The sequence below is a fragment of the Chryseobacterium mulctrae genome (assembly GCF_006175945.1).
Taxonomy (GTDB): Bacteria; Bacteroidota; Bacteroidia; order Flavobacteriales; family Weeksellaceae; genus Chryseobacterium; species Chryseobacterium mulctrae.
Genome location: NZ_VAJL01000001.1, coordinates 1,891,993 through 1,913,636 on the forward strand (window position 1 = coordinate 1,891,993; position 21,644 = coordinate 1,913,636).

Below are 21,644 nucleotides of genomic sequence, written 5' to 3' on the forward strand. Positions count from 1 at the left end.
TTGACTGAAAAACATTGTTGGATGAAAAGTATTTTAGGCTCTATCTTTATAAAATTAAACAATTTTATAAACAGTTGTATTACAAAAAGCAATAAAAGTCTTTTTTTTACAAAAAAAAGTAACATTCATCATTCTTTTAAAATTGGTAGAGATAATTTTTTAGATATTTCTTCTGATGCCGAATTCAATATCGGACAAAATGTGACAATTAATCAATCCAACTTCATTACTGTAAAATCGAATGCGAAATTATCCATCGGTGACAATACTTATATTACACGAGCAACAATTTCTTGCCTTGGAGAAATTGAAATTGGCAAAAACTGCATTTTAGGAGAAGGAATGAAAATTGTAGACCATAATCATTCATACACGAAAGACCCCTTTTCCGTTTCAAAAACTGACTTTACTATTGGAAAGGTAAAAATGGGAAATAATATCTGGACAGGTGCTAATGTGGTAATTTTGAAAGATGTTACAATAGGTGACAACGTAATTTTGGGAGCTGGATGTGTAGTTCATAAAGACATTCCTGCAAATTCTATTATTATTAATAAACAAGAACACTTAGTAAAAAAAATAGAACAATAATATCCAAATTGGATAACAATTATTTTATTAATTTTTTGATCTTAAGTAATTTTTAAATCAGATTAAATTTAAGGAATGAATATCGTATACTTTTATCCAAGTCTTCATTACCCAGGCGGCGCAGAGAGAATACTTACAACAAAAATGAATTACCTTTCAGATGTTCTTAATTACAATATTACAATTATTACTTACAGACAGTTTGGAAGACCTTTTTTTTTCCCCTTGAGCGATAAAATTAAAGTGATTCAATTTGATAGATATGAACCAAATATTAATGATTTAAAAAAACTAAGCCGTAAAGAACGTATAGAAAAGGTAAAAGATTTTTATAATTTCTACAAAGAGAAAACAGTACAATATCTATCGAATAACATAGCAGATATCTGTATCTCAACTTTATTTGGAAAAGATTTTGATTTTTTACCTACCATTAAAGATGGAAGCGTTAAAATTGCAGAGTTTCATTTTAGTTATCAATCGTCTCCTCTTAAAAATTACAAAACATTTTGGCAGTTAAGAAATATTCAAGATTTAAAACTCTTTTACCATCATACAAACTTTATCAAAAAATGCAATAAATACACAAAATTTATTGCCCTAACTGAAAGAGATACTTTATTTTGGAATAAGAAAGTCAATAACGTAGATTACATTTACAACCCTTTGTCTCTTCAGCATAATTCACGTTCTTCTTTAGAGAAAAACATTGTAGTTGCGGTAGGAACTTTAAATGATAATAAAAACTTCAGCAGCTTAATTGATATTTGGAGCCAAGCAATTCTTAAAACAAAGAGCGAATGGAAATTGCACATTTATGGAACAGGAGAAAACGAAGAAAAACTAAGGCTAAAGATTATTAATTTAGGTTTAGAGAAATCAGTGTATATTTTTCCACCCACAAAAGAAATTGAAAATGTTTATAGAAATGCTTCAATTTTCACAATGACATCACTTAATGAAGGATTTTCTCTGGTACTCAGTGAAGCCATTAGCTTTGGTCTTCCTGCAATAGCTTTTGACTGTAATTCTGGACCCAGCGAAATTATTAATGATAATGAATCGGGTTTTTTGATTCCTCTAGGAAACAATCAACTTTATGTAGAAAAACTGTCTGCTTTAATGAATAGTAAAGATCTTAGAGATACTATGGGGCATAAGGCTTTTGAAAAGTCTAAAATTTTTGATTTAAATAAAATTATGGAACAGTGGAACTTACTCTTCAAAACATTAAAAAATAATAATTAACAATACTAATGCAACCAACTATATCTGTCGTCATGTCTGTCTATAATGCTGATCCACATTTACACATAGCAGTAAAATCCATTCTTAATCAGACATTTACAGATTTTGAATTTATTATTATTGAAGACTGTTCCACAGATGACTCTAGAAACATTCTCTTAAAACTTGCAAAAGAAGATTTACGCATAAAACTTATATTTAAAGATAAAAATGAAGGAACGGAAGGTTTTATCAAAAATCTTAATATTGGGTTAAAAACAGCTAAGGGAAAGTACATCGCAAGAATGGATGCTGATGACATTTCACTCTCGAACCGATTCGAGAAACAATTTCAATTTCTTGAAAAAAATGGTGATGTTTACATGGTTGGTTCAAATATAGAACTAATAAATGAAAACAACCAAGCTTTAAGAATTATGAAAGCCCCAGAAAGAGATGCAGAAATAAAAAAAGAGATGCCTAAAAGGATATCCATGTTTCATCCTGTGATTATGTTTCGAAATGATAACAATCTTAATTACAGAGAAAAAATGAGATACTGTGAAGATTATGATCTTTACCTTAGAGCTATTACTAGTTCTCTAAAAATGGCAAATCTACAAGATAATCTACTACAATACAGGATCTTAGATAATTCACTATCCAGAAAGCAAGATAAAGTAATTAAAAATCTTTTTATAAATAAAATGAAAGAATTTTATAAAGAAAGATTACTAAATAGTAAAGACTCTTATGAAACATTTAACCCTGACGAATATTTGAACATTTACATCAACCCCTCACAAAATTTGGTACGAAAATCTATTATTGTTTCTAAGAAATATCATGATTACGAAGGTTTTATAAAAATGTTGAAGATATATGGAAATATCAGTACAGACATTTTCTACATTAAAAATAAATTACTTTTATTACTTGGGAAGTCCCTTTTCAATCTTAATTCAAAATTTCTTAATAAACTAGAAAAATATTAGATTCAAATTTGAATATAACTCCAAGAATACACACACAAATCAAAACATTTCAATCAATTGACGTCATCACAGGCTGTAAAATAGATTAAAAATACCACAGAAAAAATCTGTGGTATTTTAATTATTCTTTTATAATAACTCCTGCATATTTACCGTCAAATTCTATAATGTATGGCTTTCTGCTATTTTGTTCGCAATAGTCTTTAAAAGCAGCATTATCTCCTACATCATCACTCATAAAAACACCTCCGTTTCTCAGTTTGTCCCAGAGAATTTTATATGCCCACATTCTTCCGTCATATGTTTTGTCACTGTCGTAATGCACCACATCGAAAGTTGCTGTTTTTTCAAAAATTTTTGGAAGAGATTCCTTATCCGCAAAGCGATAAAGATCCCAATTATTTTTATACTTTTCGGGAATCACACATCCTACAAAATCTTCACTTTGATTTTGAAGAATATATGGCATATCTGAACTGTAAAGCGTTCCATTTCTCGAAACTAAAGACGCTAAAGCCGCAAAAGATGACCAACCATAAGCAACTCCTGTTTCTACAGAACTTTGAGCCTTTGCAAATTCGTTGATGTAATAAATAACACTTAAAGAGCCTGCTCCTCCCATTTTTATAGGTGCTTTTTCCTGAGCTTGTACTGCCGCTTCATATTCTTGTGGAAAAATATCGTGGAAAGGAGCAAAAGTAATTTTTAATACTTTCTCAATAAAATCTTTTTCAGAAACCGCTAAGTTTTTACACCAAATTTCCGCTTCTTCTTTGCCACGCAGAGCTGATGAACGATTGAAAAGGTTTTTCCAAATTTTCCGTCTCAACTCAGGATATAAATCGGGACGTTTCAGGTATCCAAAAAATGTTGTTGTAATTTCAGCGACTTTATTCATACAGTTATGTTTTAAGGTGCAAAAATACAAAAGAATTGCCCAAACAATCTTATATTTGCTTCTTTAAGAATTATTTTTTTGAAAATTACACAAATGCATCAAAAAATAAAAGTGCTTTTCCGCCACAGATCTATGGAAATGGGAGGTGTAGAAAAAGTTGTTATTGATCTTTTAGAAAATCTTCCGAGAGATCTCTTTGACATCACTTTCTTTCTTACCCTGAATCAGGGTGAATTAAGAGCTGATATTCCGAAAGATATTAAAATCATTACTTTTCAAAAAGGAAAAGAGGATATGAGCACTAATAAATTGCTAAGAACACTTCAACTTATTAAAAGAAATCTAACGCTCCTTTTTTACCGGAAAAACCCAAAATTACTTTACAAAAACATTATTAAGAATGATTTTGATTTAGAAATTGCTCCCACCTATACAGAGTTTGAAAATATTTTATCAAGTCCTTTAAAATCAAAAAAAATTGCATGGTTTCACACTGATGTAAGTTATGATCCTGATCAGAAAAGAGTTATGACCCGAGTAAATCATTTGAAAAGATTTGATTGGGTGATTTTCGGGTCAAAACAGACAAGAGACATCATTAAAGATCTCTACCAAATAGAATATCCTAACAGCTCAGTGATTTACAATGCCATTAAAATTAATGATGTAAGAAAAAAAGCCGATGAATTTCCTGTAAAATATGATCTGCATCCTGTATTCTCATCAATGGGAAGGTTACACAGTCGAAAAAATTATCATATCTTGATGAAAATTCATAAAATGCTATTAGATAAAGGATTTTCACATTCAATAGCGGTAATCGGTGGTGGTGGTGAAATGGAAAATTTAAAAAGGCAGGCTAGAGAATTGAATGTTGAAAAGACATTTTTATTACTTGATACACAAACAAATCCGTACCCATATATTAAAAATTCAGATTATTTTGTGTTACCTTCAGAATCGGAATCTTATCCTCTTACGATTGGAGAAGTAATGGGTCTTAATATCCCAATCATCAGTACCAATGTAGGTGGTATTCCAGAAATGATTGATCATCAAGTAGATGGTTATCTGGTAAACTCCGACGAAAATTCTATTTACGAAGGAATGAAACTGTTTCTGGCAAATTCTGAAATTCCTCAAAAAATAAAAGATAATACCGAAAAAGCAATAAGGAAGTTTGACAATCAAAAAATCTATGATGAAGTGACTAAAGTATTTCTCAGCCAATATCAACTTAAATAATGAATGCTCCAAAAGTAACCATTCTTACTCCATCCTACAATCGTGCACATACATTGCCACGGGTTTTTGAATCTTTGCAAAAGCAGACTTTTAAAGATTTTGAATGGCTTATAATTGATGACGGCTCAACTGATAATACTAAAAATATAGTTGAAGAATTTCAACAAATTACAGATTTTAAAATCCGTTATTATCATCAGAAAAACCAGCACAAATTTCTAACTTTTTTTCGCGGAATTGATCTGGCAGAAGGCAAATATTTTTCACCTTTGGATTCAGACGATGCTCTGCCCTCAGATTCTATGGAGATTTTAGTAAATACATGGGAAAGCATTTCGGATAGTCAGAATATTGTTTTTGTCTCAACACTGTGTGAAGATCAATTTGGGAATAAAGTAGGAGACAGTTTCCCGAAAGACCCATTCATTTGCAGCATTTTTGATATGCGCTACAAATATAAAATTAAAGGCGACAAGTGGGGAATGGGAAAAACTGAAATTTACAAGAAAATGAAACTAAATTTCGGGGATCTTGCTGGAAAAGGTTTTATTCCGGAAGGTGTTTTTCAGTTTCAGTTTGATAAGCTTGGTTTTCATTATTGTATAAATAAAGTGACCAGAATATACTTTCGTGATAAGAATGATGAGCAGTCTCTTGCCAATCAATTTTACGATAAAAAAAATGCTTTTGGGCTCGCAGAAAATTATAAAGCTTTTCTAAATACATACAGTTTGAAGATTTGGAGCAATCCGATACCTATTCTTAGGAATTTAGGAGGTTATTTGAAGTTTTCAAAAATTGACGGAAGATCTTTCAGAAAAATCACCTCAGAATTAAAATCAACAGAAATGAAACTACTAGTAAGTCTATTATATCCATTTTCAAAATTCATTTAGAAATGTCAAAAAAAATACTTTTTATTTATTATCAGAATCTTAAAGCAGGTGGTGTTGCAAGAGTTATGATCAACCTTGCAAATGAACTCTGCGAAAACGGATATGATACAAGTATTTTATTTTTGATGGAAGGAGCGAATACATTTTATGAAATCAATCCAAAGATAAAAATTCATACTCTTAATTCTTTTGGACACTGGGGTGTTAATAACATCAATCCATTACTGGATAAATATTTAAAAAAATTTCGATACAAATATAGTCTTAAAAAATATGTTTATGATTTTGGACAGTGGGATGTGATGAACAAGTGGCTGAAAAACAATCATTCTCAATTTGATATTATCATTTCTTGTTGGTATAAATTATCAGCACAAATTTCCGTAAATAAAACAATCGCATCAAAAACATTTGCATGGGAGCATTCTAATTTTGAAGTTGGCGGAAAAATTTGGGGAAATCTTTTACGACCAAAATATAAAAACTTAAAAGGAATCGTCTGTATCAACAAAACTTCTGTTGATTATTATAAAACTTTAAATCCTAATACTTTTCTCATATCTAATCTTATTGGTGAACCCTTTGAAAGTATTGAAAAAATTGATTTTGAGGCTAAAAAAAATAACCTTATGTATGTGGGAAGACTTGATGAAGACAAAAATGTAAGCAGTATTATTGATGCTATCTCAAATATAGACATGAAAAATTTTATTTTCAAAATTATTGGTGATGGGCCTGAATTGGAAAATTTAAAAAAACTGGCTAAAGACAAAAACCTTCAATCAAAAATAATTTTCACAGATCAACTACCTATAGTTCAAATTAAAAACGAACTTTTAGATAGTAAAATCTTTCTTTTTATGAGCAAAACAGAAGCTTTTGGAATGGTATTATTAGAAGCCATGTTTTGTGGAAATTCTCTAATATCTTATAATTGCAATCACGGACCTTCTGACATTGTGAATGACAAAAATGGTTTTTTAATTCCGATGAATGATAAAATGCTATTTCAGGAAAATCTACAAAATCTTATTGATAATGATGAGCTATTGAATAATTTAAACAAATCTTCTTTTCATAACTCTTTTGAATGGAAGAAAAATAAAGTGTTATTAAAATGGAATGAGATTTTTAAGTCATGATCCTATAAAAATTAAACCTCTTATGATCTCCATAATTACAGCCTATTATAACAGAAAAGAACTTTTTCGAAAAACCTTATTGAGTATTGCAAGGTTCAAATATTCCGAACCTATAGAATTTATTGCAGTAGATGATGGCAGTAAAGAAGAAGAGCGTATTGAAGATTTGGTGGCTGATTTTCCTTTCTTAAAAGTGATTCGTTTAGAAAAGAAAGATAAATGGTATCAAAATTCCTGCATCCCTTTCAACGAAGGTTTTCGTCATGCAAAAGGCAATAAAATTATTATTCAAAATCCTGAATGTTACCATTTTGATAATGTAATTGAATTTACATCAAAAAATCTCATTGAAGATGATTATTTAAGCTTTGGCTGTTTTGCCTTAGATAAACAAACTACAGATAGTCATAAGACCAATTATCCTGAAAATATTATTCACAGCTGTATTGCCCACCCAAGTTTACATAACTCTACAATAGCCGGAAACATCTGGTACAATCATTCTGTGCACAAACCTCATGCTTATCATTTCTGTGTTGCTTTAACCAAGATAGATTTAGACAAGTTACAAGGTTTTGACGAATTATTAGCTTTGGGAATCGCTTATGACGACAATGAATTTGTAAGAAGAGTAAAAAACGAGCTTAATATAAAGTTTGTTGATGATATGATTGTTTTACATCAAAACCATTATAATCCGTTTTCTACTTCGTATGATAACAGAAAATGGAGTTCTTTTTTATATGGAATAAATCACATTCTTTTTCAGCAAAAACCTAAAAAGAAACTTATTAACCGATATACAAAAAGCCAAAATGTACTGCAGAAAAAAAAGATTATTATTCTCTTCGTTGCATACAGGTTATTAACTGATTTAGCTTTTTATAAATTAGTAAAAGATAAATTAATAAAAAGAATATAAATTAAAATAAATGTCTCAAAAAAAGAAAATCCTCATCCGTATTGGTTCACTTCGTCATGGCGGTGCAGAAAAAGTATTGATAAATTTTCTGAAAAATCTTCCTGAAGACAAATATGACGTAGATCTATTAATCAACCTTTATACAGGAATGTACATCAAAGAAGTTCCGTCATGGGTCAATATGTTTCATCTGCTAAAAGGTGAAATGATCACTACTAACAAGCCTCATGAGATTCCTATAAAAATATTTAGAGTTTTGTATCAAAAGATGTTTCTCTGGTTTCCTTTTCTCTTATATCAATTTGTTTTAAAAAACAAAAAATATGATGTAGAGATTGCTGCAATACATGGTCTGTACAAAGAACTCCTATCAAGCCCCCAAAAGAAATCAAAAAAGATAATCTGGATTCAGAATGATATTTTTAACCTTAAAGAGTTTACACCTGATGTAATTAGACATTTCTTCAAATTTGACAGAATTTTGGTCATTTCCAATAAACTAAAAGAAGATATGCAGAAGATGGCACAATATGACTATGAGAAGCAGGCAATCATTAAAATATTCAACCCGATCGATAAAGCAGATACATTACAGAAAGCGAATACAGAAATCGAAGATTATCCTTTTTCCAATAAGACTCCTACCTTTATTACCATTGGAACAGTTTATCCACAAAAAGGTTATGACAGACTTTTGAATGTCCATAAAAAATTGATTGACGAAGGGATTATACACCAAATCATTATCATTGGTGATGGTTTTGATTACATGAATATTCATGCGAAACTGAATCAATTGGGGCTTCAAGAAACGGTTAAAATGCTGGGCTTCAGAAGCAATCCGTATCCTTATCTGAAAAAAGCTGATTTTTATGTGATGTCTTCTAGACATGAAGGTTTCCCTACGATTATTGCAGAAGCATTAATTTTGAATAAGCTAGTTATATCTACAGATGTTTCAGGAATAAAAGATCTACTTCAGGAAGGGGAATTAGGAGTTATTACTCCCAATTCAGAAGAAGGAATTTATGAGGGAATGAAAAAAATTCTTACAAATCCAGAACTTGTTAGTCATTACGAAAAAGAAATTATTGCAACTGATTTACCTTTTGTATTACAGAAATCAGTAGTGAAGCTTCAGGAAATCATTGACGGATTATAAATATTAAAAAAATGGGTTACACAGTTATACAAAAAGATTTTTATCGAGAAAGTGGCAAATGGCTCTCTTCATTTGAGATCTGGAAGAAATGTATCAATCCGAACCTGCATTTTGTTTATATTTTGAGAAAAACTCAACAGTATAATAAAAAGCCCGTTCTAAGGATATTCTGGAAGCTCCTTCTCAGACATTATCAAATAAAATACGGCTATCAGATTTATGCAGAAACTGAAATTGGGGAAGGCTTTTATTTGGGGCATTGGGGAAGCCTAGTCATAAATCCTAAGGCTAAAATTGGCAGAAACTGTAATGTTGCACAAGGGGTAACTATTGGTCAGCAAAATCGTGGTAGACTCCAGGGATTTCCAACAATCGGTGATGAAGTATGGATTGGAGCAAATGCTGTCATTGTAGGTGGAATTACTATTGGAAATAATGTTTTAGTAGCGCCCAATTCGTACGTTAACTTCAACGTTCCTGCCAATTCTGTAGTCATTGGAAATCCCGGAACTATTTCCTCAACAGAAAGAGCTACAGAAGCATACATTAACAATAAAGTATAAAAGTTTTTTCTATAAATTCATATCTAAAAACATTTTTTCTATGAAAAAATATATCCCTATTATAGGAAAAATATATTTTATATATTTTTGTTTTAGAGATTTGTAGAATTGAAGCTTTGCTTTAATATTAATCTTCAAAACACAACACAAATTAAAAAACATATGAGACTGTTTCCTACACTTTTCTTCATTAGCTCTGATTTACACATTCAAGAATCTGATTTAAAACACTGATTATAGTATACGTTACGGCAAATACAACCCTAAATTATAATGTCATTGATACTTCATTCTCAGACATATGGACAGCAAGTTTGGCTTCCAATTATAAAGGAAGACCCATTAATATTCTGTTTCAGGTATACAATCAGGATTCTGCAAAAAATTATTTCTTTGCATACCACGACAACAATGATCCTTATTTGGGAATAAATTGCAGATGTGTAGGTAAAATATGATAATAATGGAAATGAATAGGAGCCGTTACCAAGACTACAGATAACAACCATAACTTCAGGACAAGCTAAAACTGTTTTAGCAAAATCAGTAATTGAGGAAAAAGTAGCTCAAAACAAACTTGAGTTTTTCCCTAATCCAGTAAAGAGTTTGTTGCATATCAAAGGAAATGACAAATCTAAAGATTACTATTATCAGATTTATAATCTTTCCGGTCAATTGGTAAAGTCAGGAAAATTTGAAAATGAAAGTACCGACCTCTCTTCTTTACTATCAGAAGTTTATGTGCTAAGAATCAATAATTCTGAAACCATAGTAAAAATTATTAAGCAATAAATAAATCGTTACTGATAAACATGAACCGCCTTAATGTACATTGAGGTGTTTTTTTTAAGAATTGAAGGTATTTTAATCTTCAATTTAAATTTTATCATTTATAGTTTGTAATTTTATATTAATTTTTAAGTTTAATTTATTAATTTTTTCAGGTGAATTCATACAAAAAACCGTATATATCGGTTGTTTCAAACATGATTTTAAGCATATTTTAATATTAAATATTGTTAAAACTGATTGGCTTTTCGGCAAAAATTATATTTTTGCATAATTATTGATTCAGTCTATTGAATTTGAAAATAATTTAAACGAAATAAATAATTATAATCTTTAAAATTTAATTAATGAAGAATTCGTACGAAGTTATTTTTGAGAACAACAGAAAATGGGTAGAATCTAAAGTAGCAGACAATCCCCACTTCTTTGAGGATCTTGCAAAAACTCAGAATCCTGAATACCTTTACATAGGATGTTCAGACAGCAGAGCAACCGCAGAAGAACTCATGGGAGCAAAACCGGGAGAAGTTTTTGTCCACAGAAATATTGCAAATGTTGTTAATACATTAGACATGAGCTCCACAGCTGTTATACAGTACGCCGTAGAGCACTTGAAGGTAAAACACATTATCATTTGCGGACATTACAACTGCGGTGGCGTAAAAGCAGCGATGACCCCTCAAGATTTAGGACTTTTAAATCCTTGGCTGAGAAATATTCGTGATGTTTACAGATTGCATCAAGCAGAACTAGATTCTATCGAAGATGAGAGTAAACGTTATGACAGGCTTGTAGAGCTGAATGTTCAGGAGCAGTGTATTAACGTAATTAAAATGGCCTGTGTACAGGAAAGATATATTTTAGAAGAATATCCTATTGTTCACGGCTGGGTTTTTGACCTAAGAACAGGTAAAATTATCGATCTTGAAATTGATTTTGAGGAAATCTTAAAAGATATTCAGAAGATTTATAATCTTACAGGCTCAGATTGGGTGATGAGCAGAAAGACGAAATAATCTTTCTTTAAAAAATTGAGTGAATGAAATTCTGGAGTATTATTACATTACTGTTTATCCTAAACTTCACAGCCTTGCCGAGCATCGCTGCGGTTTTCGGTTGGGAAATACAGAGAACGAATGTAATTTTAAACGAAGAAGAAACACACTCTCATTATTCATCATTTACGGTTTACGAAAAGACTTTACCAAAGACTTTAAACGTACATGATTTTCTAAAGTTTTTCGAGCCTGATCTCGAGCGCAGATCTTTTGTGCTGATTGATGATTCTTTTCATCTTTCACCATTTCTTACCATATTTTCTCCACCTCCCGAAGCTTAGTTGAAATACATTAGCAAATATTCATATCAGATTTGATGTTGAATGATGCCCTTTTTTAAATTAATTTCAATTTTATCGCTGATGATTTTGGTTAAATATTTTATTTAATTAAGATTAATCGGTTACACTAAGTATTTTTCGCTGTCATGAAAAAATCAAATTCATTATTTGGAGGAATTAAGGAGAATTTCCCTTCAGGCCTCGTTGTATTTTTAGTAGCTCTTCCTCTATGTTTAGGAATTGCTTTAGCATCTGGCGCACCGCCATTATCTGGTATTATTGCAGGTATTGTGGGAGGTTTAGTCGTTGGAGCACTCAGTAATTCAAACATTTCGGTTTCAGGACCTGCTGCAGGTCTTACTGCAATCGTATTAACTGCAATTACAGATCTTGGAGCTTTCGAACTATTCCTTTGCGCCGGTATTATCGCTGGTCTTATACAGTTAGTTTTAGGCTTCATCAGAGCAGGTAGTATTTCCAATTATTTTCCAAATAATGTGATTGAGGGAATGCTTGCTGCTATCGGGATTATTATCATTATCAAGCAAATTCCGCATGCATTAGGTTTTGATAACGACTATGAAGGAAATGAAACATTATTTTCCAACGGAATCAATTTCAACTATTTCAGTGAATTAATGGGTGCAATACATCCGGGAGCGGTTATAGTTACTCTGGTTTCTGTAGGATTACTTTTAGCCTGGGATCAAATTCCTGCTTTAAAAAGAATGAAAATGTTACCAGGTGCATTAGTTGCCGTAGCTGTTGGAATTTTACTTAATGAAGCATTTAAAATGTCGGGAAGTTCTTTGGCAATCGGTACAGAGCATTTGGTTTCTTTACCTATTCCTCAAAGTCTTGATGATTTTAAAAACCTGGTAATACTACCCGATTTTAACGGTTTTACAAATCCTAAAGTATGGATTGTAGGAGCAACAATCGCTATTGTAGCATCTATTGAAACGCTACTTTGTATTGAAGCTTCAGACCGATTAGATGTTCAGAGAAGAATTACCGACACCAATTTAGAATTAAAAGCTCAGGGAATCGGAAACCTTATCAGTTCATTTATCGGCGGATTACCTATGACATCTGTAGTGGTAAGAAGCTCAGCAAATGCTAATGCGGGAGCAACTTCGAAGGTTTCAGCAATGATTCACGGTGTTTTATTATTGGTTTGTGTGTTGACTATTCCTTTTATTTTAAATTTGATTCCTTTATCTACTCTTGCTGCAGTTTTACTTTTAGTAGGATATAAATTGGCAAAACCAGCTACATTCAAACATTTCTGGCATTTAGGAAAGTTCCAGTTTATCCCGTTTGTGGCAACTGTCGTTGCTATTGTAGCTACCGATTTGCTGAAAGGAGTAGGAATTGGTTTAGCAATCTCTGTTTTCTATATTTTGCAAGGAAACATGAAACGTGCTTATTATTTAAGCCGAGAAAAACTGATTGATGCAGACGGCATTACGATGAAATTGGCAGAAGAGGTATCTTTTCTGAATAAAGCCGCTATTAAAAAGACATTGAAAAACATTAAATCAAACTCTGCGGTAAAGATTGATGCAAGAGGAACGTCATATATCGCAACAGATGTACTGGAAATGATTCAGGATTTTGCCAACATCCGAGCAAAAGAAGAAGATATTAATGTGGAACTATTAGGCTTCAAAACTTCGTACAGAGACTACGAAACCGATGAGGACTCTCACATCGTCATTACCCATAAAAGAGCAATGTAAGCTCAAAAAATATTTTTTTAACTTTAATAATTCAAAAAATAAATAAATTATATGAAAGCACATACATCAGAAACTCAGTCTACGATTACTCCTGAAAAAGCATTAAACTTTTTAAAAGAAGGAAATCACAGATTTGTAGGTAATCTAAAGGCAAACAGAGATCTTTTGGAGCAGGTAAATGCTACCCGTGAAGGACAGTGGCCTTTTGCAGTGGTTCTAAGCTGTATAGACAGCCGTACTTCTGCAGAATTAATCTTTGATCAAGGACTAGGTGATGTTTTCAGTATCAGAATAGCAGGGAATTTTGTTAATCAGGATATTTTAGGATCTATGGAATTTGGCTGTAACGTAGCTGGTTCTAAATTGGTTGTCGTTTTAGGCCACACAAAATGTGGAGCTTTAAAGGGAGGACTTGATGCTGCTAAAATTGAGGGAATGGGAATGGATAATCTGAACCATTTAATCGGTCATTTCGACCCAATCATCAATACAATCATTGAAGATGGTGAAGAACGTTCTTCTGCGAATGCAGATCTTCTTGAAAGGCTAAATCAGCACAACGTAAAAAATGCGATTGATGAGATCCGCAAACAAAGTTCTACATTAAAAAGACTTGAAGAAGAAGGTAAAATTAAAATAGTCGGAGCTAACTATGATGTTGAAACCGGCGTCGTAACTTGGTTATAATAAACATTCATTTTCATTAATCATTCGGGCGGAAGCTTTGCTTCCGCCCGAATTTATTTTTTATTTTCCGTTAAAAGCAGACATCGTATTATTGATTCCTGCAAAAACAAAAGACAGACAAGCTTTTGAAAACTTTTCTATTCTTTCGGGAAGTTTTTCAAGTTCTTCTTCATTCCAAGTTCCAAGAACATAATCCACCTGTCTTCCTTCAGAAAACTCGGCAGAAATACCGAAACGTAGCCTTGCATAATTCTGAGTTTGCAATACTTCCTGAATATTTTTAAGTCCGTTGTGACCGGCATCAGAACCTTTCATTTTCATTCTTAATGTTCCGAAAGGCAAAACCAGATCATCCGTAATAATCATGACATTTTCTAAAGGAATATTTTCTTTCTGCACCCAGTATTTTACAGCATTTCCGGAAAGGTTCATATAAGTATCAGGTTTTAAAACGAATACTTTCCTTCCTTTATACTTTCCTTCCGCCATCCAGCCGAAATTGGTGGTATTGAATGATGATTCTAAAGTTTCAGCAATTTTTTCAGCAACTTTAAAACCTATATTGTGGCGTGTATTTTCATATTCCGGGCCTTTATTTCCAAGACCGACAATTAAATATTTCATGAGAAATTTTTTGCAAAATTAAGAGTTCTAAAATAAAAAACTCAACCCTGAAAAGGATTGAGCTTAAATATTTTTTTAAAATTTTATTAATTACAAAGGTTTGTAGAAATAATTGATTCCAAATCCTTGAGTCATATAAGTCTGTGGATCATATCTATAATTAGTAGAAACTACAATTGGTGTAGGAACCGGTTGCGTCATATCTGTCACAGCAGCTCTTTTAGGACTATTTGGTGACAACATTAAACTTCTGTCGTCATTAATATCTGTAGAAATAAGTACTGAAACTTTATATTCGAATGGCAACAGAGTATATCCGCTGATTTGAGAATCATAGCTGTTAAAATCAAACTTATAGTTTTGTGTAGCAGGTTCAAAAACATTCCCTGTCAATTTACCAACCTCTTTGGTTACCGAAGAAACGTTATCTCCTAAATAACTGTAAGCTGCTTTAGTATAATCTGTGTAAACAAAAGAAGGAATATCATTACCTCTTTTCATTACAATAGAAGCCAATTTTGATGTTGTTGAGCTATACGTTAAAGTATAGATTGCTTTTGTTTTTGAAAAAACAGCATAAGGACCCGGTACTGTCGAAGGAGGTACAGGAGGTGCTTTTCTAAATATTGTTCTGTTTTCAGAGATCAATGTTAATTTTCCCAAATTACCATAAGTATATTGCTGAGTATAAGAAACACTATCAGTATCTATTGTACCATCACTATCTAAATCTAAAAAGCCATTGAATGTTACTTTACTGATTTTGTCACCACTCCACTCTACATTTGTTATAGAAGCTTTTTCTGTAATAACCCTTGAAAGAAGTAGACCATTATATTCATACTGTGCAATCAGTCCAAAGTCGGTCGCCTCTCTGGATAATGCTCTTGGACCATTCAAACCCGTATTGTCATTCAAATCCAGAAGTGGATTCCCTTCTTCATCAGTCAAATCTTTACAAGAATGTATTGAAGAAAAACCTGCTATTAGCAAAATAAAATAGAAAAGTCTTTTCATTATGTAATGGGATTATTTATTTTTCCACAAATATAATTTTTTTTTGTATAAAAATTGCGTTTTACTTTATATTATCGCAAAATAATAGTGAAAATTCAAAAAATTTAGTACTCAAATATTCATTCCGATAAACTCCTGAAAAATACTCATTCTATTTTTTCCAATATATTCCATTACAATATTATTTTCTAATCTGCTATTGTAAAACTCATTAGCTTCAAGTATTAAATTTTAGAAAATATCATGATGGTGATGTCCTCCTCCACTTCTACTCCCACTACTTTCTTCCACAGGATAAATTATTTCATTTAGTTTTTGCGGGGAAACCTTTTCACTATTTTTTGGTAAATCAATCGATATTTTATTACTGGAATTTATTTTACTTAAGTATATTTTTTTGTCTGTTTTCACAAGCACCTTATCCACTTTATCTAAAACTTTATCTAAAGTATTTTTTTGATTAGAAGATTCCGGTGAAAAATACTCTACCTGCAACGCTAAGGTATTGATTGATTTTGGTTGGTTATGCTCAATAATTTCTAAAACATCCGGACGAATTTTTATTGCATCACTGTACCAAACATTACAAGATTTACTATCCGGGACTAAAAAAGTCTGGCATTTCACAGAAGTATAATTTTTGAGAGGAGAACTTGCAATTGTAGAAACTACACCTTTTCCGAAGCTATCAAAATATTTAAAAATAGTTCCAAACGGGGGCTGTATCGCAAAGCTTGTATTACCGATGTTTTCAGAATCAATAACCGGTTTTTCCAATTCCTGAACCCATTTCCGAAAATCTTTTTTTGCAATCGAAGCATGCCACGATTTTTGATCTTTAGTATAGAAATAATCTACAGAATCATGCTTTTTTCGATAAATCATACCGTAAGAAATGTTTTTCAAAAGCCTTTCTGTTACTTCTCTTTTCACATCACCTTCGTTAAATATTAAGACGATATCGGAATGCGTTCCGAGCATATCTTTCTCCTCAAGTTCAATGACTCCTTTGAAATAACCTTCAGAATCATTAAGAAGTTCTGTCGTTTTTCCAGCCGTATTGTTCTCTGATTTATTGCACGAAACAATTATCCCTAATACGAATACCAGCAACGATAATTTAATTTGTTTTTTTTGAATAAAAACCATCTTACTATTTACGAGATTACTAAACTATCATCCAACATCATCTTACAAAGCCTTATAAATATACTTTTGAGTTTGCGTCTGATCTGAAACCGGATAATTTTGCGTATCATATAAATAAGTATATGTTACAGGAAATATCGGAGCCGGAGCGGGATTTACAATATTAAAACTTGTAATATTATTAGCAGATAGAGATGAAAAATTTAAAGGATGAAATAGGCTCCACATCACAAAAAACGTTTTAGGCAAAGTGGTGTATGGATTTATTTTATTGTCGTAACCATCGAAGTTATGGGTAATAGTAATTGCTGTAGACATATCCGGAACACCTGTAGAACTAGTAGCTCCGTATTCCATTACCATTTTTGTAATATTATCTCCTGTATTTGTCAGGTTATAGTTGTAAAAATGGGTATAAGTACTTCCCGATTTTTTCTTTTCTACAATTTTTGTCATCTTCCCTGCACTGTCATAGGTGTAAGTATATTCACTATCGAAATTTGGTGTACTACCCAACATTCTATTGCATGTTGTATAATTGATTCTTCCATTTGAATCATAAGTTATATTATACTCTTGTGTTATACTGTTTGCAGGAACAGCACCATTAACTTCCTGCTCAAATTTAACTTTTGTAATTTTCCCTGAAGTATAAGTAACTCTTCCGACAATAAAAGAAGTAGAACCACTTGCTTCCTTAAATATTGCTTTTTCTAAAACATTTCCGGTAGTTACATATTCCTGATTGGTAACATTATTTGCAACAACTTTGTGTAAAATTCGAGGACCAGTAATTGTTGGTGCACTTCCACCACTGCTTCCTGAACCTCCAGGATTATTAAGTGTATTATTAATAGGATCTGCGGTTGTGTTATCGCATGAAAACATGAAACCAAGAAGCAAGACCGATAAGCCTTTGAATAAATTTTTAATCATATTTTGTTTATTATTAATCTCAAAAATATAAATTATTTTCAATATCAAAGGATTTATTTTAAATCATTAATAAAAAAGACCTAAAACAACTTTTAGATCTTTTATAAATTAAGGAAATCGCTAATTAAATTCCTAAAATCGATTTCAGCAAAATATTCACCTCATCTACATTCTTCACTTTATCTTTTCGCATCATCAGATTATTTCCGTCTTTGCCTGCTTTCTCTTTCAACTGAGCTTGCGCAGGATTTTGAGTTAAATAAGAAATAATATGTCTGAATTTATCGGTTTGATAAAACTTATCTTGAGGATTACTTGGGAAATACCCTAAGAAAATTCCGTTTTTCATTACGATTTTTTCGAAGCCAATTTCGGAAGCTAACCATTTAAGAGCAACACTTTTCAGTAAGTTAACAGCTTCACTTGGCAGATTTCCAAAACGGTCTTTCAGTTCAGATTCAAATTTCTGCAGATCTTTTTCATTATCTATTTCGGCTAATTTCTGATAAAGCAGCAATCTTTCTTCGGTACTGGAAACATAAAAATCCGGAAGCATCAGTTCCAAATCAGTATCAATATTTACTTCTTTTACCGATTTGAAAAGTTTATTTCTATCTTCTTCATTTTCAAAAAGATTTTCAAAATTTTCATCATCTTTTAATTCTTCAAGCGCTTCCTGCATCATTTTCTGATAGGTTTCGAATCCCATTTCATTGATAAACCCGCTTTGTTCACCACCCAATAAATCTCCTGCTCCACGAATTTCCAAATCTTTCATCGCAATCTGGAAACCGCTTCCCAAATCTGAAAACTGCTCAATCGCTTCCAAACGCTTTCTCGCATCGGAAGTCATCATATCAAACGGCGGCGTAATCAGATAACAAAATGCTTTTCTATTGCTTCGCCCAACTCTTCCTCTCATTTGGTGAAGATCTGCCATTCCGAAACGTTGCGCATCATTAATGAAAATCGTATTCGCATTCGGAACATCTACTCCACTTTCAATAATCGTGGTTGCGACCAAAACGTCATATTTTCCATCCATAAAATCCAGGACGTTCTGTTCCATTTGCTTCCCTTCCATTTGTCCGTGTGCCGTAATAACTCTAGCATCGGGAACCAATCTTTGGATCAAACCTGCAATATCTTTCAGATTTTCGATTCTGTTATTGATGAAATAAACCTGTCCGTCACGTTGCAACTCATAAGAAACTGCATCACGAATAATTTCTTCACTAAATCCAATAATATTTGTATCAACCGGTTGTCTGTTTGGCGGTGGTGTTTTGATCACCGAAAGATCTCGTGCAGCCATCAGAGAAAACTGTAAAGTTCTCGGAATCGGTGTCGCAGTCAATGTTAAGGTATCAACATTGGTTTTCATCGTTTTCAGTTTATCTTTTACAGAAACTCCAAATTTATGCTCTTCATCAATAATTAATAAACCTAAATTTTTAAATTTCACTTTATCTGCAGCCAACTGGTGCGTCCCAATAACGATGTCAACTTTCCCATCGTCTAATCCCTGTAAAGTTTCAGATTTTTGTTTCGCTGTTCTGAATCGGTTCAAGTAAGAAATAGTCACCGGAAAATCTTTCAACCTTTCCTTGAAACTTCTGTAATGTTGAAAAGCCAGAATAGTAGTCGGAACTAAAATTGCAACTTGTTTACCATCTGTAGCAGCTTTAAAGGCAGCACGAATGGCAACTTCTGTTTTTCCGAAACCAACGTCGCCGCAAATCAAACGATCCATCACTCCTTCATCTTCCATATCTTTTTTAACATCAAGAGTCGCTTTTTCCTGATCCGGTGTATCTTCATAAGCGAAACTTGCCTCCAACTCATTTTGAAGATAAGAATCTGGCGAATATTGGAATCCTTTTGCGGTTTTTCTTTCCGCATATAATTTAATCAAATCGAAAGCAATTTGCTTAACTCTCGCTTTTGTTTTTTGTTTTAATGATTTCCAGGCAGGAGAACCAAGCTTGCTTAAAACAATCTCTTTTCCATCCGGACCGTTGTATTTTGAAATTTTATGAAGCGAATGAATACTTACATATAATAAATCCCCATTTTTATAAGTCAGTTTAAAACACTCCTGAATTTTTCCGTCGTTATTTACCTTTACCAATCCCATAAATTTCCCGATCCCATGATCGATGTGGGCAATAAAATCCCCAACTTTCAGCGACATTAAATCTTTCAGCGTTAACTGCTCAGATTTAGCAAATGTATTTTTCGCTTTATATCGTTGGTAACGGTCAAAAATCTGATGATCGGTGTAAACCAGAATTTTGTGATTGGGATCTACAAAGCCTTCATGAAGTTCAGATTTAAAACTTTTAAAAGCCAACTGATGTCCTAATTCATCAAAAATAGACACCAATCTTTCTTTTTGTTTTTCTGTAGAAAAAGAGATCCAGATATCAAAACCTTCTTCTTTTTTCTCCTGTAAATCTTCAATCAGTAACTGAAAATTCTTATGAAACGAAGGTTGTGCAGTTTGATTAAGCTTTACTTCTTGAAATTTTATGCTCTCAATTCCAACACTGCTGAAATCAACGGTTTTAAATTTTTTATAATCAAATAAAAACTCTTCATCGGATATAAAAAGTTCCTTTGGAGTACGGTGTGCAATGTCTTTATTTAAATCTTCATACTTAACTAAAGATTTTTCGTAAAATGTCCTAAGTTTTTGAAGACCAACAATTCCGTTTTTAAAAATAACAAAGCTTTCTTTGGGCAAAATTTCGAGAAAAGAAACCCTTGTTCCCGAAACCGAAAAATTCATATTAGAAACCAACTGAAAACCTTCTACTTTATCAATAGAAAGTTGGGTTTCTATATCGAAAGTTTTAATATTCTCGACTTCATTTCCGAAGAAAGTAATACGATAAGGCTTTTCATTGGAGTAAGAAAATACATCGACAATTCCGCCACGAACGGAAAATTCTCCCGGCTCAGAAACAAAATCTGTTTGCTGAAACTGATAATGATTCAGTAATTCATCCACAAAATCAAAATCGAGTTGATCTCCTGTTTTAATGTTATGAGAAATCGCCTTAAAATCTTCTTTCTTCAACACTTTTTCAGACAAAGCTCCCACGTAAGCCACAATAACTTTTGGAGATTTTTCTGAATTTATTTTATTTAAAACCTCAGTTCTCAATACCAAATTGGCATTCTGAGTTTTCTCGACCTGATAAGGCTCCATGTGAGTTGCCGGAAAATAAAGTACACTTTCTTTTCCCAGCAAATCTTCCATTTCACTGTTAATGTATAATGCTTCCTCTTTGTCATCTGAAAGAAAAAGAACCGTTTTTTTGTGAGTAAGAAAGAGCTCGGCTGCAAAAACAGAAGCTGAAGAACCTGCACTTCCTCTTACAGAAAGATGCGGCTGGGTATCAATTTGTGAGAAAATTTCTTTTCCAAATTCATTTTTAAGCAAATCGGGAAGGAATTTTTCGTTGATATTTTTTAACTGCATAAATAATGTAGGTATAAACGACAAAATCGATTTCGGGAGCGCTCCGAAACCGTTTGATTTTATCAAAGATACGTTATTTTTTTATTTTTAAAATCATCAGAGTTTAATCAACTTTTAACATAAAAGAGCTTATTTCTTAATACCAAGACAAAATGTTTTAAAATAAGTTAAAAAATTAAAGCATTTGCTTTCGGGCACAATCTTTGGAACTTATCAATTATAAACCAAAAAAT

General features: G+C 32.2%; 20 protein-coding genes. 14 read left to right on the forward strand and 6 right to left on the reverse strand.

From position 1 onward, the window contains the following. The first annotated feature begins 21 nt into the window (after window positions 1–21). The 3 genes from FDY99_RS08495 to FDY99_RS08505 all read left to right on the forward strand — a co-directional run bounded on the left by FDY99_RS08495 (window position 22) and on the right by FDY99_RS08505 (window position 2,813). Complete coding sequence (locus tag FDY99_RS08495) at window positions 22–591, forward strand: acyltransferase (RefSeq protein WP_139420694.1); 570 nt, start codon at window positions 22–24, stop codon at window positions 589–591. 225 nt (window positions 592–816) lie between these two features. After that, window positions 817–1,839, forward strand: a complete 1,023-nt coding sequence (locus tag FDY99_RS08500; protein ID WP_162304153.1) for a glycosyltransferase — start codon at window positions 817–819, stop codon at window positions 1,837–1,839. Between the two features lie 8 nt (window positions 1,840–1,847). Then, a complete protein-coding gene (locus FDY99_RS08505; RefSeq protein WP_139420697.1) occupies window positions 1,848–2,813 on the forward strand; it encodes a glycosyltransferase in 966 nt (321 codons plus the stop codon). A gap of 121 nt (window positions 2,814–2,934) precedes the next feature. Here FDY99_RS08505 and FDY99_RS08510 read toward each other — a convergent pair whose 3' ends face one another. Next, the gene (locus FDY99_RS08510; protein WP_139420699.1) at window positions 2,935–3,711 is read right to left on the reverse strand and encodes a class I SAM-dependent methyltransferase; all 777 of its coding nucleotides are present in this window, start codon (window positions 3,709–3,711) and stop codon (window positions 2,935–2,937) included. A gap of 93 nt (window positions 3,712–3,804) precedes the next feature. On the opposite strand from FDY99_RS08510, the gene FDY99_RS08515 reads away from it, so the two are divergent. From FDY99_RS08515 to FDY99_RS08565, 11 genes are all read left to right on the forward strand, one after another. Beyond that, window positions 3,805–4,956, forward strand: a complete 1,152-nt coding sequence (locus tag FDY99_RS08515) for a glycosyltransferase (protein ID WP_228448757.1) — start codon at window positions 3,805–3,807, stop codon at window positions 4,954–4,956. Continuing rightward, window positions 4,956–5,852: a glycosyltransferase family 2 protein gene (locus tag FDY99_RS08520; RefSeq protein ID WP_139420701.1), complete on the forward strand. Its 897-nt coding sequence runs from the start codon at window positions 4,956–4,958 to the stop codon at window positions 5,850–5,852. Before FDY99_RS08515 ends, FDY99_RS08520 begins: the two co-directional genes overlap by 1 nt. A 2-nt stretch (window positions 5,853–5,854) precedes the next feature. After that, a complete protein-coding gene (locus FDY99_RS08525) occupies window positions 5,855–6,994 on the forward strand; it encodes a glycosyltransferase (protein WP_139420703.1) in 1,140 nt (379 codons plus the stop codon). Next, entirely contained in the window at window positions 6,975–7,916 is a 942-nt protein-coding gene (locus tag FDY99_RS08530; protein ID WP_139420705.1) for a glycosyltransferase family 2 protein, read from the forward strand. The genes FDY99_RS08525 and FDY99_RS08530 overlap by 20 nt, the downstream gene beginning before the upstream one ends. A gap of 10 nt (window positions 7,917–7,926) precedes the next feature. Continuing rightward, window positions 7,927–9,078, forward strand: coding sequence for a glycosyltransferase (locus FDY99_RS08535; protein WP_139420708.1), 1,152 nt, complete (start codon window positions 7,927–7,929; stop codon window positions 9,076–9,078). A gap of 11 nt (window positions 9,079–9,089) precedes the next feature. Continuing rightward, window positions 9,090–9,641, forward strand: a complete 552-nt coding sequence (locus tag FDY99_RS08540) for a serine acetyltransferase (RefSeq protein ID WP_139420710.1) — start codon at window positions 9,090–9,092, stop codon at window positions 9,639–9,641. 549 nt (window positions 9,642–10,190) lie between these two features. Then, window positions 10,191–10,433, forward strand: coding sequence for a T9SS type A sorting domain-containing protein (locus tag FDY99_RS22975; protein WP_228448934.1), 243 nt, complete (start codon window positions 10,191–10,193; stop codon window positions 10,431–10,433). 344 nt (window positions 10,434–10,777) lie between these two features. Then, on the forward strand, window positions 10,778–11,446 hold the full coding sequence (locus tag FDY99_RS08550) for a carbonic anhydrase (RefSeq protein WP_139420714.1): 669 nt from the start codon (window positions 10,778–10,780) through the stop codon (window positions 11,444–11,446). Between the two features lie 23 nt (window positions 11,447–11,469). Next, complete coding sequence (locus FDY99_RS08555; RefSeq protein WP_074230873.1) at window positions 11,470–11,769, forward strand: hypothetical protein; 300 nt, start codon at window positions 11,470–11,472, stop codon at window positions 11,767–11,769. Window positions 11,770–11,915: 146 nt separating this feature from the next. Further along, entirely contained in the window at window positions 11,916–13,511 is a 1,596-nt protein-coding gene (locus tag FDY99_RS08560) for a SulP family inorganic anion transporter (RefSeq protein ID WP_139420716.1), read from the forward strand. A 51-nt stretch (window positions 13,512–13,562) separates the two neighbouring features. Then, window positions 13,563–14,198 (forward strand): carbonic anhydrase family protein, encoded by a 636-nt coding sequence (locus FDY99_RS08565; protein ID WP_139420718.1) that lies wholly within the window; start codon window positions 13,563–13,565, stop codon window positions 14,196–14,198. A 60-nt stretch (window positions 14,199–14,258) separates the two neighbouring features. Here FDY99_RS08565 and pth read toward each other — a convergent pair whose 3' ends face one another. The 5 genes from pth to mfd all read right to left on the reverse strand — a co-directional run bounded on the left by pth (window position 14,259) and on the right by mfd (window position 21,411). Beyond that, window positions 14,259–14,822 carry an aminoacyl-tRNA hydrolase gene (gene pth / locus FDY99_RS08570; RefSeq protein WP_139420721.1) on the reverse strand — a complete coding sequence of 188 codons (564 nt, stop codon included), beginning with the start codon at window positions 14,820–14,822 and terminating at the stop codon, window positions 14,259–14,261. A 90-nt stretch (window positions 14,823–14,912) separates the two neighbouring features. Next, the gene (locus tag FDY99_RS08575; protein WP_139420723.1) at window positions 14,913–15,839 is read right to left on the reverse strand and encodes a hypothetical protein; all 927 of its coding nucleotides are present in this window, start codon (window positions 15,837–15,839) and stop codon (window positions 14,913–14,915) included. Between the two features lie 231 nt (window positions 15,840–16,070). Further along, a complete protein-coding gene (locus FDY99_RS08580; RefSeq protein WP_139420726.1) occupies window positions 16,071–16,952 on the reverse strand; it encodes a hypothetical protein in 882 nt (293 codons plus the stop codon). Between the two features lie 78 nt (window positions 16,953–17,030). After that, entirely contained in the window at window positions 17,031–17,924 is an 894-nt protein-coding gene (locus FDY99_RS08585) for a hypothetical protein (RefSeq protein WP_139420727.1), read from the reverse strand. Between the two features lie 124 nt (window positions 17,925–18,048). Beyond that, on the reverse strand, window positions 18,049–21,411 hold the full coding sequence (mfd, locus tag FDY99_RS08590; RefSeq protein ID WP_139423786.1) for a transcription-repair coupling factor: 3,363 nt from the start codon (window positions 21,409–21,411) through the stop codon (window positions 18,049–18,051). Window positions 21,412–21,644: the final 233 nt, after the last annotated feature.

Excerpts from the sequence above, each read along its gene's own strand:
- FDY99_RS08495 (WP_139420694.1), top strand. The coding sequence starts at position 22 with ATGAAAAGTATTTTAGGCTCTATCTTTATAAAATTAAACAATTTTATA.
- FDY99_RS08505 (WP_139420697.1), top strand. The coding sequence starts at position 1,848 with ATGCAACCAACTATATCTGTCGTCATGTCTGTCTATAATGCTGATCCA.
- FDY99_RS08510 (WP_139420699.1), bottom strand. The coding sequence starts at position 3,711 with ATGAATAAAGTCGCTGAAATTACAACAACATTTTTTGGATACCTGAAA.
- FDY99_RS08515 (WP_228448757.1), top strand. The coding sequence starts at position 3,805 with ATGCATCAAAAAATAAAAGTGCTTTTCCGCCACAGATCTATGGAAATG.
- FDY99_RS08520 (WP_139420701.1), top strand. The coding sequence starts at position 4,956 with ATGAATGCTCCAAAAGTAACCATTCTTACTCCATCCTACAATCGTGCA.
- FDY99_RS08525 (WP_139420703.1), top strand. The coding sequence starts at position 5,855 with ATGTCAAAAAAAATACTTTTTATTTATTATCAGAATCTTAAAGCAGGT.
- FDY99_RS08530 (WP_139420705.1), top strand. The coding sequence starts at position 6,975 with ATGAGATTTTTAAGTCATGATCCTATAAAAATTAAACCTCTTATGATC.
- FDY99_RS08535 (WP_139420708.1), top strand. The coding sequence starts at position 7,927 with ATGTCTCAAAAAAAGAAAATCCTCATCCGTATTGGTTCACTTCGTCAT.
- FDY99_RS08540 (WP_139420710.1), top strand. The coding sequence starts at position 9,090 with ATGGGTTACACAGTTATACAAAAAGATTTTTATCGAGAAAGTGGCAAA.
- FDY99_RS08550 (WP_139420714.1), top strand. The coding sequence starts at position 10,778 with ATGAAGAATTCGTACGAAGTTATTTTTGAGAACAACAGAAAATGGGTA.
- FDY99_RS08555 (WP_074230873.1), top strand. The coding sequence starts at position 11,470 with ATGAAATTCTGGAGTATTATTACATTACTGTTTATCCTAAACTTCACA.
- FDY99_RS08560 (WP_139420716.1), top strand. The coding sequence starts at position 11,916 with ATGAAAAAATCAAATTCATTATTTGGAGGAATTAAGGAGAATTTCCCT.
- FDY99_RS08565 (WP_139420718.1), top strand. The coding sequence starts at position 13,563 with ATGAAAGCACATACATCAGAAACTCAGTCTACGATTACTCCTGAAAAA.
- pth (WP_139420721.1), bottom strand. The coding sequence starts at position 14,822 with ATGAAATATTTAATTGTCGGTCTTGGAAATAAAGGCCCGGAATATGAA.
- FDY99_RS08575 (WP_139420723.1), bottom strand. The coding sequence starts at position 15,839 with ATGAAAAGACTTTTCTATTTTATTTTGCTAATAGCAGGTTTTTCTTCA.
- FDY99_RS08585 (WP_139420727.1), bottom strand. The coding sequence starts at position 17,924 with ATGATTAAAAATTTATTCAAAGGCTTATCGGTCTTGCTTCTTGGTTTC.
- mfd (WP_139423786.1), bottom strand. The coding sequence starts at position 21,411 with ATGCAGTTAAAAAATATCAACGAAAAATTCCTTCCCGATTTGCTTAAA.